Origin of the sequence: Desulfatitalea tepidiphila (genome assembly GCF_001293685.1) — a bacterium.
In the GTDB taxonomy this organism is placed as follows: Bacteria; Desulfobacterota; Desulfobacteria; order Desulfobacterales; family Desulfosarcinaceae; genus Desulfatitalea; species Desulfatitalea tepidiphila.
The window spans coordinates 157,050-171,979 of sequence record NZ_BCAG01000005.1 but is presented as its reverse complement, the minus strand read 5'-3'; the positions used below and the strand labels follow the sequence as shown (position 1 = coordinate 171,979).

Genomic DNA, 14,930 nt, shown 5'->3' with positions numbered 1-14,930 from the left:
TCTCAAGCTTCACGCCGCTCGGGACCTCGTCACCGCTGCCCTCTCTGGTGGGCTCCAAATTCAGCTGTGAGGAAGTAGTCAATTTTATATGGCTTTTGGCCGACATCCGCGGCGATCATCTTTTCGATCAATTCCGCCTTGTGATTTTTTAAAAACTCGGCCTTGGCCTGATTTTTCATGGCGTATTCGCGTAAGGCACAGCACCTGGAGTTGAGGAAGCAGCATTTGCCCGCGCACTTTTCGGATGCCGCGGTCAGGTAATCGTCGTAATAATCGGCGAGATTGCCGGCTTGAGAGACGGATACGGCCGCCACGGTCAGCACACAAACCGCCAGTGCGATCATAATCTGTTTCATGGTGCACCCCCCTTTGTTTGGTGTTCATCTGCTAATGGCGCGGTCATCGTCGCGTTTACGATGCGTCCCCCGGCCTCCAGCGGGAAACGGGAAAATTCGGGCCGCCAGTGCCCGCTTGATCATATCGGTGCGTCCATCCTGATATTTAAACTATCATGCCGGGGGTTGCGTTGAGGTTTCAAAAGGATGGATGAATGGGATGTGAGGGTGGGTTATAACTTACTGAAAAATTATAGTGTTCGTACCAGATGGATATTTGGTGATGATTAGAATTCAACATTTGATTTATATTTATGGCTATTTTTGGGTTTCCATGATTCCCCGATACAGGGCATCCAATTCGGGATCGAGTTTTTCGCCCAGTTCTTTTTCCATGCGGCGCCGGAAAGCTTTATAGACCCGGTCGGCCTTGTTTGGAAGGCCGCGCCGGGCGTAAAGCGCCATGAGACGCCGACAGGCCGTTTCATCCAGCGGATCCGCATCGAGCAGGCAATGAAACATCTGACAAGCTTTGTGCAGCGCACCGCGCTGCTCGTAAAGGTTGCCGATGCTCGCCAACAGGTTGCAATAGATGGCGGACAGGCGCCGTCGCATAGGTTCGGCCCACGGGGCGTAAGGGTCTGAGGGCAGAAAGTCTCCGCCGTAAAGCGCCTTTGCCGCAAGAAAAAGCTCCAATGCTTCCCGGGGCCGGTTGGCGTTTTCCTCGTTTTGCGCGTTCTCGCACATGAGCAGAAAGCGAAAGGCATCCACCTCGCAAAGATCGGGATTCAGTGAGACAAGATTGTCCTGCAATACGATGTAGATGGAGCCGATCTTCTGGTCCATGTCCGGCTCCAACACCCGCCGCAGCCGATGCAGCGATGCCTTGAAGGTGCCTTCGCCCGAAGCCTTGGAGTCAGGCCAGAGGTCTTCGATCAGTATCTCCTTGGGAATGTGACGGCCGCCCCTGGAAACGAGGGCTTTGAGGAAATCTTTTGAGCGGGTGCCTTTCCAATCCGATTCGGGAATCGGGCTTTTGTCCCGGCAGACCTCGAAGGTACCCAGAGCGCGGACCTTGATTCGGGGCAGGGTCCGGGTGCGGATGGCTTTGAGGATCTCCAGGGCCTTGGCTCGCGTGCCTGGAGTACCCTCGTCGGCCAATGCCGACAGGTTGGTGCTGGCGCGGGGGCCGTATTTGCGGGTGAGCAATTTTCGGATATGATCGAACCGGTCGTCGATATTCATTTCCAGGGCCCGCGTGTATATTTCGATCGCATCGAGCGGTCGAACGATAGCAAAATGAGAAACACCGTAACGTTCGGCCAACTCGAAGGCTTCTGATAGACAGTCCTCGGCCGCTTCGATCTGATTGCGGCGAATAAATAGAAATCCCATGGACAGGAGCGCTTCGGTGGTAAAGGTGTTGCTCTGAATGCGCCTGAAATAGGTCAGACTTGTTCGCATTCGGATTTCGGCGGATTCCCATTGGCCAAGATGGAGTTCCGACAGGGCGAGCAGGAGTTGGGTCCAGTTTTCATGCAAGCCCGATCGGCATCCGGGTTCTTGATAGATGGCGAGACTGTCGCGAAAACAGCCTTTCGCTGCGTCGAAGTGTCCCTGCCAGTAGAAATTGGCCCCCCGGAAGGTTGAGGACAAGGCCATGCCGGTCCTGTGATCCATGGCGGTACAAAGCTGGAAGAGTTGCTCCGATATTTTTTGGGCTTCGCCGTAGGACTCGCTGTAGAATGCCAGCAGAAAATCGGAATAGAGTTTGAGGGGCGCCAGGTAGACCAGACCCATTTCTGAGATGGCTCGATCCAGTTTGTCCAGGCACGCCCTGGCGGGAGCCAGATCGCCGCGGAACAGGTGCATCTCGCTCAACATTTTCTCTTTCAGGATGCTGAGTTCCGGGGAGTCTATGCGTTTCTCCAACATCTCTAGATTTCGCAGCAGGCCGGGCAGTTTATGGAATTCGCCCAGCCATGTCACGGCAATGCCGCTATTAATCAGCGCGTTGAACTGCAGGATCGGGTCGCCGGCCTTGGCAGCGAAAAGCCAGGCGTTCTGGCAGGCGACAAATCCCCTTCGCGGTTCTCCGCCGCGGATCGTCAAGGCCAGGCCGGTATTAAGCCACAGCAACGCCTTTCCCCAATCGAACCCCTGCGGACCAACGGCGTTTCCCAACCGATTGGCTTCTTTCAGAAGATCCTGCAGGGGGATCACGTCGCGTCCTCGCATCAAAGTGGCCTCCAGTAGAAAGGCCAGACAGAGGATGCGCCCGTCGACCCGCCCCTGGGATTCGAAAATTTGATAGGCTTTCCACAGTCGCGAAATGTTCTTATCCGCCTCTGTGAACCGGGAGAGCATGGAGGCGAAAAACAGGAGCCAGGGTTGGTTGTCCCTTATCTCCGGAGGAAACACCTTGAGCATGTCGGCGAGGATGGCGTGGCGGCCCTCTTTAACCAGTGTGCTGCCGAATTGTTCGATCATTGCGACCGCCTCGGAAAAATGATGGGACCTCAGGTAAAATTGTGCAGCCGAGATATTCAGGCCCTGCCTCTCGTAATATTGAGCGGTTTCCGCGTAGAACTTGCGGATTTCTTCCTCTGACAACATCGCCTTGCACTTGTAGGCGAGATAGTCTCGAAAGAGGCTGTGAAACCGGTAAATCGGAAAATCTGACGAACGTTCATAGACCTCGATGAATAAATTCCGGTCAAGGAGCGACCGGATGATCGCCGCATTGTCTGTCTTTGGAAGCAGATGGTTTATCAGGTGCAGGTCAAATTCATCCGGGATCGATGTCTTCAGCAGGAAATGCTTCACGGTTTCAGGCTGGGCATCGAAGATCGCCTCGTCGAAATATTGGTTTACCGTGGTCTGGAATTCGGCCAATGGGCCGCTCTTGAGAATGGCGCCATCGGACCGGTGGGGGCCGTTCTTGATCATGTCGCCGATCAGGATCAATCCCCCGACCCAACCTTCGGTGATGCGCTGGATCCTTTGGAGTTCTTCCTCGGATAGACGAACCCCCAGGTTTTTGCGATAAAAGGTTTCTGTTTCCCGTGAAGAGAAGTCAAGTTCTTTGTCTGAGAGAATATTGATTTCCCGGGGTTGGGACCACTTTCCGCAGTCGATGCCGGGTGGCTCACGGGAGACGATAAAGAGATGGAAGTTTTTAGGAAGTAAATCCACCATCTCCTGGAAAAGTCCCCAGGAAGGCGCACTGGGAATCATGCGGTCGGCCCCGTCGAAGATGATCTGCAGGGGGCCGGTGACCCGCTGGAAAAGCGCGGTGACCCACTCCTTGTATCGTGACATGGCATCCCGCGGCCCCATATTGATCGACGGGTAGGACATCAACTGCAGCAGTGAGTTTTTGAGTACATACGGGGAGAGGGCAAGTACCATCGAGTGATACAGGGTTGCAGGATCCGATTCTTCGGCCTCCAGGTTGATCCAGGCAAAGGGCATTTTGGATTGCGCGACATAGGTGGCCATGAGGGTGGTTTTGCCCTGGGCCGCCCGCCCCTGGATGACGGTCAGTCTTCTCCCCGGCTCAACTTTCAGTCGGCGGATCAGGCGCTTTCGAATCAGAGGGAGTTGGATACGCGGAGGAGACAACTTGGATGGAACGGACGCATACATCATGGAAAATACCTTTCATCCGCGATGGTTCGTTTCATCTTTCGTTACTATTTTTAAGTAACGGTATTTTGGACGATGTTCAAGCCCAAACTGTGTTTGATATTATCGAACATGATGGTGCCGACCTTTGCCTTGACAATAAAAATATATGTAATTACAGATAACTATTTCGGAGGGTACCGTTATGTCGATAGTCAGAGTGAATGATCGGCTGAGATTTCTTATCCACCGGATTCGCGAGCGCTTGTGGGTGATGCCGCTGGCCGCTTGCCTGTTGTCGATCGTCGGCGCGTTCATCGCCAAGATTGCCGACCTTCTCCCGCTGGGCCACATCGTGCCGCAGGTTACGGCAGCATCGGTGGAAACCCTCCTTTCGATCATGGCTTCCAGTATGCTGGTCATCGCGACCTTTGCCGTGGGATCGATGGTGTCGGCGTATGCATCCGTCAGCACGACGGCATCTCCCAGGTCTTTCTCCCTCGTTGTCGCCGATGATGTGTCCCAGCGGGCACTCTCGACCTTTATCGGCGCTTTCATTTTCAGCATCGTTGGGTTGATCGCCGCCAAGAACGACTTTTTCGATACCGCCGGCCGATTTGTCCTTTTCCTGTTGACCGTTGCCATGTTCGGCATGGTCATCTTCACCTTTGTTCGTTGGGTCGATCGGATCGCCCGCCTGGGTCGCCTTGGAACGACCATCGAAAAGGTGGAACGAGCGACCGCTGCCGCATTGAAGCGCCGTCGGAAGGCGCCTGCCCTCAATGGCGTGGCCGCCCTGCCACGACCCGCCTCGGGTCAGGCCGTATTTTGTGAACGGATCGGTTATGTCCAGCGGATCGACATCGATGTACTGCAGGCCTGTGCCGAGGAGACCGACGGTTGGGTCACCGTGGCGGTGTTGCCGGGCTCTTTTGTGGCCCCTGGGCGGCCACTGGCCTATGTTCGGCCAGATTTCCGGTCCGAGGCCGAATTTGACGCGGGAAAACTGGCCCAGGCCTTTTTGATAGGCAATGAACGCGTGTTCGATGAGGACCCCCGCTACGGCCTGGTCGTGCTTTCGCAAATCGCCGGCCGGGCGTTGTCCCCGGCGGTGAACGATCCGGGCACTGCCATCGACGTTATCGGTATTCTGGTGCGATTGTTGACGATCTGGAGTGAACCGCCCGATCCGGAAACCCCTCCTGAGGTGGTGTATGATCGTGTCGAGGTGCCGGAGTTGTCGGTGAGGGAAATGTTCGATGACGCATTTACGGCCATCGGTCGCGACGGCAGCGGCGCCGTCGAGGTCATGGTGCGTTTGCAAAAAGCGCTCTCATCGCTGGCATCCCTCGATGATGCGGCCATGCGCGATGCGGCCATGCATCATGCCCGGCGTGCGCTTGCCTGGGCGGAAAAATCTCTCGCGCTGCCCGAAGACCTGTCCAGTGTGCGCCGACTGTCCGATTTCGCTACCCATTTGAAACCTTAACAGTCAGTAAAACATCTTTCCCCTTTGTTTTCCGGATCAGGCGGAAGAAGAATTCAATTTTTGAGGAGACCATCTTAAAGACACCTGGGTCGGTGTCTGGTATCGTGCACAGGGTAGGTATGAAAATTGGAACAGGTTTGAATCCCTGGGAATGCTATTTTTAATGGTTTGTATTGAATCTTAAGGAATTATTGATCCTTTAATCTTAGGCATTTTTTTTGCGTGCTCCGTCTGATGCTATTGGTTGGTACGACTCCCACGAACCTGATGGAATTTGGATCTGAACTCGCAGCAGACGGAGGAGCATTATGAAAAAGCCAATTAGAACTCTGTTCGTGATTCTCTTGTTGATGAGCCTGGCTTCTATCACACACGCCCAAGGTGATCGGCGAAAATGGAACTCTCATGTGGAAAAACAACAGAAAACCTACTATGAACACTTCAAACAGCACATCCACCAAAAGATCGTCCAATATCAACTTCGTTCACTCAAACTGAAGTTTGACAAATCATTGCCTGAAGCCCGCCAGCTTTTTCTGGAGTATATTGGCACAACGGGATCCTCGAATGAAGAACAGATTCAAGCCCTGAGAGATCAGTATGAACATCAGATCGCCGAATTGAACGCCAGTGTGGCATCATTGCAGCAATCGCTCGATGCGTTGCCGGCGCAATTGAACGCGCAATGTGATACGCGTTTGGCAGAGGCCCAGTTGGAATGTCAGGCAACCACCCAGCAGAAATTGAATGAGTTGAGTCTTGCCCATGAAAGTGAATTGGCCAATCTCACTACCCAACTGAATGCGGCATGCGATGACCGTCTGGAACAAGCCTATATGGAATGGCAGGCTTCCTCCGGGTGCGATCCACAGGATGCTGTCCCACCGGAACAGATCGGAGCGCTAAGTACAGGGTATTCATATCCGCATGCCTTCGATATGGATGATGCCGGTAATTTTTTCGTATTGGACAGGGACGCTCTATCTGTTATTCAATTCGATGCCTCGGGCGCTCAACTTTCGCGATGGAGCTCCTTTACTTTAAATGACCCCTTGGACATAGCCGTCGACTCTAATGGCAGCATATATGTGGTTGACTCATCCGCATCCCCTCCCCTGCAGAAATTCGAGGCGAACGGGGCACCCTTGCCGTTTGTTTCAGATTCGACCATCATCAGTTCTCCACTTGGACTATATATCGATAGCAACGACACCATTTATGTGACGGACAAGGGCGGCGATAATGGGTCCAGAATTCTTAAATTCGATAGTCAAGGCAACTTGTTGGGCACCTTCGGTGAAACTCCAGAGCTGGCTGCGCTTGGTCACCCGGAATTTACCGATGTCGTTGTCGATGAGAACAATCAGGTGGTATATGTCTTGGCGGGTTCCTCCAATCTGATCGCGAAATTCGACCTGAGTGGAAATCAACTCGGATCGTGGGAAGGTCTTTTTATAAACGCCAATGGCATCGCCGTCGCAGAAAACGGAGACGTATTGGTCGTAGATACCGACAATTACCAGGTCGATCAGTATGATGCCAACGGAAATTACAAATTCAGCTTTGCCGAGGACATATTCCTTCCTTACAAGGTATTGGTAGATGCCAGTGGAAAGGTGTATGTCACGGATACTTGGAACAACCAGGTGAAGATCTACCAGTAGCGGTTGGATTAAAGCTCTGACGCAGGATAGAACCCCGGATATTCTTGGTATGAAAGTGTCCGGGGTTCTTGCGTATCAGTGAGCTGGAGATGACTATGTGGTGTCTATTTTATTTCCAATTTATCTTGGCGAATTTGGCGGATGATCCTTAATCCGCCTTAAAATCGTTAACGACTTGCGTCTTAAGTCCTTTGGTTTGCAAATCGACCAGTTCAAGGTTCAAACGTCGTTCAGCAAAGGCCATCTCTTTAAATCCAGTTGCCGCACTGAACACAAAGAATGACGGATTGATATTATATTTCTTTTTAAGATGCGCTTGAAAAGCATCCTCCAATTTACGGATCTGCTTCATGTCTGCGACATACTGCTCATTGTTGAAGGATTTTCCCCTGGACATCTGCACAAAAATCGGTGTGTGGTACGCTGATCTTAAATTGTAGGAGTAGGCTGTGACGTAGCAGAAGCTTTCCTCGTCCGCCGCGGCCGAATAGGCCCCAATGGATAACATGACGACAGCCAGCAGAGTAATGTATCTGAAATGGAGAATCATCGCTCAAACCTCGCTTGATGAATAGAATAATAAAATGAGGCTACGTTACATGAACCTATGGCACTTCTTGCAAGTGAAGCGCTCAGTGGATCGGTGGCTCTCTAAAATCTGAATTCCATTAAATTTATATAAGTCTGCCAATCAGTTGGCGGCTTGTCAACATGAAATGCGGCCTTTGTTGTTCCAAGGGCAACGGTGTTTGACCGACCTGTGCGTGAGCCACCTTTTTCCTATGGCCAGTTTAACAGATGTTCTGACGCTATCGAGCGTCGCGTCTACCGGCGGCCGGTGAATCCTGGCGATCGAGAACGAAACTTCGAATCAACGATCGGAGAGGGCCATGCGTCTAAAATAGCCTTCGATGACGCGTTGTGAATCAACTTGGAGTATTTGGGCATAGGACTTGAGGAAGGATTTTAGAAATACCTCGGCAGGCAGACTGGCGTATTCGTCTGCTTCGATATGGTTCAGGGTTGATTTTGGGATTCGCATCTCCTCGAAGATTTCGCTGATTTCGACATCAAGCGCCTCTCGCAAGCACTTCAATTCCAGGCCCGAAAGTTGGTCTTTTGCAATGATTTGGTCTGCCATACTTCGAATTTTTTCATCCGAATATTTTTCTTTGACCCGGGAACGAAGGTCTTGTGGTTTGCAGGTCACAGTGCTGTCGGAACATGTCTCGATTGTCTGAATCCACTGCATTGGTTCATGCACTTCGTGAACTTTGCCCGAATCGCGAAGCATCTGATCATAGACTGTCCGCCTCTGTGTGTCGATCAGGGTATGGAACGCCGTTTCTATGATTTGAAGCAATTGGGTGCGCTGCTCCTCGGGGAAAAGGCTATACGTTGCCAAAGCTTCTTCACCATAAATATTCAGGGTTTCCCGGTAGGCGCGTTTGATGGTGATCAGATCGGCATCCATTGGAATCTTCAGGATTTGGTAATAGTTCTGCGCTTCAAAATCTTTCATCAGGGTTGGCCCTTTTTTGTTCCACTAGACAGTTTTTGCAGCAATAGTTCGCTGATTCGGTATAAATCCGCAGCGGCGGCCGCATCCGGATGTTCTCTTATGAAAAGCTTTTTGCTCACAATGGCGCTGGGGACCCGTTCCTCAAATCGGACATTGCCAAGGAACTCAAAACAAGAATAAAAGTGCCGATTGCATACCATTTTGAGTTTTTCTCCCAATGCGGGATCGGAGTTCTTGCGAAATTGATTCAATATGAAATCAAATTTGAGTTGGCTGATCCGCTCGCGCAAGAAATCCTCTTTTGCCGGGTCATGCCTAATGACCATGTCAATAATGTCGCTGGCTGTCATCGATGGTTTTTCATTCTCTCTGACGGCATTTTTGATGGTTTCACAAAAGCCGTTGGATTTGATGACGTGTTTGATGCTGCGCAAATAGGCGGCTTTGATAAAACGGAAGGCATTTTCAATGGATGTGGGATCTGGTGTGCAGACGATGATGCCTTGGTTGGAGGTAAGAAAAAAATCCAAGGTGTTGAAGTTGGTTCCAGCGCCAAGATCGAGCAAAACATAATCAAAGGGTAATCTGGCGATGGCCGTGAGCAATTTTAGCTTTTGGGCATGATACAAATTGGCGATCTCTATGGAGCAGTTCACCGAGCTGATAAAATAGAGGTTGGCATGATCGGTTGGCAGTGCGACGTTTTCTAAGCTACTGGATTTCTTGCTTAAAAAGCTGTTCAGGCCGTCTCTATGGGGTGTGAGGCCCAGAAAGGAATGCAAGTTGGATGCTCCCAAGTCCAAATCGACCAAGACGACCCGTTTGCCCCGTTTTGCTATAAGGGCGCCTAAGTTCGCGGAGATAAAGCTTTTTCCCACGCCACCCTTGCCACCGCCTATCGGTAGTATCTCAGGCATATGGCGATATCGCTCTATGGATTGAATTGGCCATGCTCATGGGGTTTGAATAAAAGCAATTATAGTGCCAGGCAATGCCGTGGGTTGGTGTTTGTAAAAAATAATGACATCGGCGGGAGTGTCTAAGATTATGAATTGATTAATTATACTTACATGAAATCATTGTATGGTGAAGGTCTCAAGCACGCATCGGTTCAACCGTTGGAAACAGTTGGGGCAGTCTTATAGCCTGCCCCCCCGTCAAGTTCGGCATCATTTCTTTGTCTATTTAGGCTGTTTGATCAAGTGGTTAGCGATGATCAGCTTCTGGATTTCGGTGGTTCCCTCGTAGACTCTCAGGGGGCGGATTTCACGATAGAGCCGTTCGACCACCGCTCCTTTGACCACGCCCATGCCGCCATGGACCTGGATGGCCTGATCGATACAACGGAAGGCCGCTTCGGTGGCATGCAGTTTCGCGATGGACGAACTCAAGGAGGCCGCCGGGTCGGAGCGGTCCTTTTTAATCGCTGCCAGGTAGACCAGGCATTGGGCGGCTTCGATGTCCACGGCCATCTCAGCCAGCTTGAAGGACACGCCCTGAAATTTCGAAATCTGCTGGCCGAATTGGACCCGTTTGCGCGCGTATTGAATGCTTCTCTCCATGGCCGTGCGGGCCATGCCCAGTGCCGCAGCGCCCACAGACATGCGCATCAAATCCAACGTCTGCATGGCGAGCTTGAAACCGCCGCCTACAGGACCCAAGAGATTTTCCTTGGGAACCCGAAGGTTGTTGAATTCGAATTCCACGATGTCATGGCTGGCCATCAGCTCGATGCGCCAATCGACATTCCACCCCGGCATGCCTTTTTCAATAATGAAGGCCGAAAGGGCGTTGGGCTTTTCGGCCGTCGGGGTTTTGACGAAGACCACACCCATATCCGCCGAAAAGCCGTTGGAGATGAAGCGCTTGCGGCCGTTGATGACGAAGTGGTCCCCATCGGCCACAGCCCTGGTCTGGATTGCGGAAACATCCGATCCGGCCTCGGGTTCGGTCAGGCAGAAGGTGGTGAGGCGTTGGCCGGCGGCCAGCTTGGGAAGATATTTTTTCTTCTGGTCTTCGTTACCGGCCAGGACGATGGGATACCCCCCCAAGCCCTGCATGGCCAGTGTCGTGTCGGCCGGCGCGTAGACGCCGGCGATCGCTTCACGGGCCAGGCAGATCCTCACGGCGCTGAGTCCCGTGCCGCCGTATGCTTCGGGGAAAAGGGGGCCGTAAAGACCCGATTCGGCGAGGCACGTTCGCAACTCCTGGGGCACATCGTTGATGTCGCCGAGTTTCTTGGCCAATGGGGCCAGCGTTTGGGAGGCGAACGCCTCACAGTGCGCCTTGAAGGCAAGGTCCTCCTGGGACAGCAAGCTATGCATAATGGTCTCCTCAACCCCAATGGCGGGGCGTTTGAAGCAGTGCCCATCCACAAATGGCCAATTGGCCCGATATCGGCGTTGCACGAAAAATTTAATCCTCGGAATATCCGTCATATGCCTGCGGTTAAATTTTTCGTGCGCCTTGATCTCGACCCAATTTGCCTATTTGTGGGCGGACACTGAGTAGATCAGGGTATCTTATTTGAATGTCACATCCAGTTCGTTGAGCACGGTAATCTCGGGGCGGCCGGCCAGGAAGCCGCCGAGTTTGGCCGAAAACTCTTTGAAATGGGGTGTCGCCGAATGGGCCGCCAGAGCGGCATCGTCTTTATACCGCTCGATGATAACGATGGTGTTGGGATCTTTTTTGCTCTGGTTCAAACTGTACAGCAAGGTGCCCTCTTCGGTGGCCACTTGTTTCAGCAGCGCCTTGAACATGTCGATGGCTTCCTGGGCTTTTCCTTCCTGTACGGGGAGTTTGGCAACGACTGAAATCATTTTTTTCCTCCTGTTTGATATGTTCTTGATGGGTGCCGAAATGGCGTTTGGTCCTTTTGTCAGTTCATTCTGGGTTTCGCGGACAAGGCCAGGATCGTGGCTGCTGCAATCGCCAGCATGCTGCCGACCTGGACCGCTTGGAGTTTGTAAGGCGCATACAAGAGCGCCAGGACAGCCGGTGAAACGGCATATCCCGAGAATTTGATGGCATTGTAGATAGAGGTGACCGGTTGACGCAGCGATGTGGAGATGCGCACTGCCATGGTGTTGAGGGAGGTCCAGGCCGTGGCCGCACCGGTTCCCAGCAGGAGAAACAGCAGCAGGCGGTTGAAAAAACCGTAGGGAAGCCATAGCATCAGGCCGATGGCGATGATGGCAATGAGGCTCCCGAAAACAAATACGATCTTTCGGCCCACCCGGTCTCCTACGTAGCCGGCGATGGGAGAGACCACGATGCCGGACAGGCCGGTGATCGAAAGTATGGTGCCGATTTTATCCGACGGCAGGCCGGCAAGCGTCTTGAGATCATCGGCCGTAAAGGTCATGATGCCGATATACCCGAAAAAGAGAGCGAAGGCCGCGAAACTGAGCAAGACTGTGCCGGGTTCGCGGACGGCGCTTTTCAAAAGAGGAAAGATGTCCAGGAGGTTCGCCTGCCGGTCCATGGGGCGCTCCTGAGATGTGCTGGTCAGCAGGTAGAACAAGCCGGCGAGCAGGGCAACGACCGATAAAAAGTAGAAAAAGAAGGCCCAACCCAGGCGCACCTCGATGGCGCCGGAAAGATATGGGCCGAGTGTCACGCCGACGGTGTAGGCCACCCCCAGGAAACCGATGGCCTTTCCGATGTGTTTTTCCGGCACCAGTTCTCCGATGAGCGCCATGATGATGGGCGTCAGAAAACCGGCTCCGATGCCTTGGACGATTCGAAACGCGAGAAACGTACCGAAGTTGGATGAAAGCCCACTGAACAGGGCACCGATAGCGTACCCCGTGAATCCAAAAAGCAGGGTCCTGCGGGCGTCGAATATCTGGGCAATGGCGCCCGAAAAAATCTGGATGGCGATGAAGGGCATCATGTAGGCTGTAATGGCCACGGATATGCTGCCGAAGCTGACCGACCAGTTGTGGGCCATGACCGGCAGAATGGTGACGATACCGAAGCCGCCCATGGGGCCGATGGCCGCTCCGATATAAATGGGAATGAGTTGGCTGAGCTTCAAGTGGTTCGTTCCGATCAATTTGTTTATCGGGTTGATTATCCGGTTGATTATCGGGTTGATTATCGAGTTGAATATCGGGTCGGATACCTGCCCGAATGTCAGGCCGGATATCTGTCCGGTGGGGCATCCCCCAACTCGCCGACTATCCTTGCGGCGGACGTCACCGTTGTCAAAAAGTTGATTTTTTTATGCGGGTTATGCAGGTCAAGGGCTGCACGACAGTTCCAACTTAAAGGAGTCCTCAGGGCTTGTCAACAGCCGTTCCCGTGGCACGTAGCGCCCGGTTGGTGGTGATGATCGATTCGGCGAGATGGAACACATTTTGACATCCCAAAACGTATTGTGTTACTTAGCATTTTAATCAAAGATGAGGCCATGGGATGACTTCACCGTTCCAGACGATCCAAGTGGCCGCAGGAGGCTATCGGCATGATCATTTCCCACCCTGGACGAGTAACGGACCGCATCACTCTGCTGGGCCGTTACGAGTCATGCGTTTACCTGGTCGACGGCGGCCGGGAGAGTATGCTCATGGGCGGCGGCATGGCCTATATCGTTCCCGACCTGCTGGAGCAGATCGAGGCATTCGGCATCGACGAGCTGAAAATTGCGCGCATTTGTATCCTGCATTCCCACTTCGATCATTGTGGCGCGGTGCCGTTTCTGAAGAAGCGTTGGCCATGGGCCAGGGTGACAGCATCGGTCAGGGCCGGGCAACTGCTTGCCAATCCCGCGATCAACCAGAGTATCGCCGAGATGAACCGGCGAGCGACCGAGCGCTTGGGACGGGGGCAATCGGAGAGCGCGCTGGGATACCAGTTCGACCGTATCGTCATCGAAGAGACCCTTTCCGAGGGAGACCACCTGGTTTGTGGAGACCTGCGGTTCGACGTGCTGGAGGTCCCGGGCCATTCATCGTGCTCCATCGCGTGCTATATGCCGGAACAGCGGGCCATGTTTGCGTCGGATGCTGTCGGGTTGTGTCACCAGGGGCAGTATCATCCGACGCCCAACTCCAATTTTGATCAATATCAACAGAATCTGGAGCGGGTGTCCCGCTACGACATAGACGTGCTTCTTCTGGAGCATTACGGGGCCTATCTGGATCAAGATGCACGGGCTTTTTTCCCTGCGGCCATCGCGGCGGCCAAGGAGACCCGCAAGTTATTGGAAGAGACCTACCGGCGTACGCGCGATATTGACAGATGCACCAAGGAGATCAAAGAGATTTTTCTCAAACGTTCCGGCGATTCGTTTCTCTCGGACGATGTTCGTACCATGGTCGCCGGTCAGATGGTGCGATATATTGCCAAGACAATGAAAATCGAATAATCGGAAATCTTTTCGGTGTTGCCGGCGCAGGTGTTGTCGACCGGCATCAGGCTTCAAACCCAAAATCCACCTGTTGGAACGGAGGTCATGCCATGTCCATCCAGTCCGTCGATCGTGCGCTACAGATCCTGGCTCTATTTTCACACCGCTGCCCGGTGCTCGGGGTGACCGAAATCAGTCGTGCGCTGGACCTGTCCAAGGGCACCGTCCATGGGCTGATCCGGACGTTGCTCCAGCAAGGGTTTTTGCAGCAGGACCTGCCCGGCCGTAAATATCGATTGGGTCTGAAAATATACGAATTGGGCATTATTCTGGCCGGTACCCTGGAAATCAATCAAAAATCGGCCGGTCTGATCAACCAATTGGCCAAATCGACGCAACGCGTGGTGCGTGTGGCTATTTGGGACGGCGACTCCATGGTGATCACATCGGATGCCCATCCGCGACCCCGTGCCGTCCTGCCCCACCAGTTCGGTCCCCGGGTGCACGCTTATTGTTCGGCGATCGGCAAAGCGGTGTTGGCCCATTTGGGCGAGGACCAGGTCAAACAGTACCTTCAACGTACGGAATTGATCGCATTTACCGATATGACCATTACCGATCCGGAAAATTTGTTGGCGGATCTGGAAGCAACTCGCAGGCGGGGTTACGCCATCGATCGCCAGGAAGCGGTCCAGGGGTTGGTCTGTATCGGCGCACCAGTATTTCAGCGGGACGGACAGGTGGCCGGGTCCATCAGCCTTTCGGGCGCGGCCCAGCGCATGGATGAGGGTAAGATTGAGGAGTTGGCCGAGGAGCTTGTGAAAACAACGGCCGAGGTGTCCCGTTACATGGGCTATCTACCTGATTTTGCAAACCCGGGCGCCGCTTCGAACACGATATGAGCAATTTTTGATCGATTTCCGATCGATGCCGGCCG

General features: G+C 53.2%; 12 protein-coding genes. 4 read left to right on the top strand and 8 right to left on the bottom strand.

Annotated elements, in window-relative coordinates; genetic code table 11:
* Positions 1-29: 29 nt before the first annotated feature.
* Together DFT_RS18590 and DFT_RS18585 are read right to left on the bottom strand one after the other, a co-directional pair.
* On the bottom strand, positions 30-356 hold the full coding sequence (locus tag DFT_RS18590; protein ID WP_054032773.1) for a hypothetical protein: 327 nt from the start codon (positions 354-356) through the stop codon (positions 30-32).
* A 297-nt stretch (positions 357-653) separates the two neighbouring features.
* Complete coding sequence (locus tag DFT_RS18585; protein ID WP_054032772.1) at positions 654-3,986, bottom strand: ATP-binding protein; 3,333 nt, start codon at positions 3,984-3,986, stop codon at positions 654-656.
* A gap of 181 nt (positions 3,987-4,167) precedes the next feature.
* Here DFT_RS18585 and DFT_RS18580 point away from each other — a divergent pair, with 181 nt between their 5' ends.
* Both DFT_RS18580 and DFT_RS18575 read left to right on the top strand, forming a co-directional pair.
* Entirely contained in the window at positions 4,168-5,451 is a 1,284-nt protein-coding gene (locus DFT_RS18580) for a DUF2254 domain-containing protein (protein ID WP_054032771.1), read from the top strand.
* Between the two features lie 308 nt (positions 5,452-5,759).
* A complete protein-coding gene (locus tag DFT_RS18575; protein ID WP_054032770.1) occupies positions 5,760-7,115 on the top strand; it encodes an NHL repeat-containing protein in 1,356 nt (451 codons plus the stop codon).
* Positions 7,116-7,263: 148 nt separating this feature from the next.
* Here DFT_RS18575 and DFT_RS18570 read toward each other — a convergent pair whose 3' ends face one another.
* From DFT_RS18570 to DFT_RS18545, 6 genes are all read right to left on the bottom strand, one after another.
* Positions 7,264-7,665, bottom strand: coding sequence for a hypothetical protein (locus DFT_RS18570; protein WP_054032769.1), 402 nt, complete (start codon positions 7,663-7,665; stop codon positions 7,264-7,266).
* A gap of 321 nt (positions 7,666-7,986) precedes the next feature.
* Positions 7,987-8,637: a J domain-containing protein gene (locus DFT_RS18565; RefSeq protein ID WP_054032768.1), complete on the bottom strand. Its 651-nt coding sequence runs from the start codon at positions 8,635-8,637 to the stop codon at positions 7,987-7,989.
* A complete protein-coding gene (locus DFT_RS18560; protein ID WP_076750791.1) occupies positions 8,637-9,554 on the bottom strand; it encodes a nucleotide-binding protein in 918 nt (305 codons plus the stop codon). Before DFT_RS18560 ends, DFT_RS18565 begins: the two co-directional genes overlap by 1 nt.
* A 264-nt stretch (positions 9,555-9,818) precedes the next feature.
* Complete coding sequence (locus DFT_RS18555) at positions 9,819-10,961, bottom strand: acyl-CoA dehydrogenase family protein (protein WP_076750805.1); 1,143 nt, start codon at positions 10,959-10,961, stop codon at positions 9,819-9,821.
* A gap of 198 nt (positions 10,962-11,159) precedes the next feature.
* On the bottom strand, positions 11,160-11,459 hold the full coding sequence (locus DFT_RS18550; protein WP_054032765.1) for a putative quinol monooxygenase: 300 nt from the start codon (positions 11,457-11,459) through the stop codon (positions 11,160-11,162).
* Positions 11,460-11,518: 59 nt separating this feature from the next.
* A complete protein-coding gene (locus DFT_RS18545; protein ID WP_054032764.1) occupies positions 11,519-12,679 on the bottom strand; it encodes an MFS transporter in 1,161 nt (386 codons plus the stop codon).
* Positions 12,680-13,108: 429 nt separating this feature from the next.
* On the opposite strand from DFT_RS18545, the gene DFT_RS18540 reads away from it, so the two are divergent.
* Complete coding sequence (locus DFT_RS18540; protein WP_054032763.1) at positions 13,109-14,011, top strand: MBL fold metallo-hydrolase; 903 nt, start codon at positions 13,109-13,111, stop codon at positions 14,009-14,011.
* 92 nt (positions 14,012-14,103) lie between these two features.
* Complete coding sequence (locus tag DFT_RS18535) at positions 14,104-14,895, top strand: IclR family transcriptional regulator (protein ID WP_054032762.1); 792 nt, start codon at positions 14,104-14,106, stop codon at positions 14,893-14,895.
* Positions 14,896-14,930 lie beyond the last annotated feature (35 nt).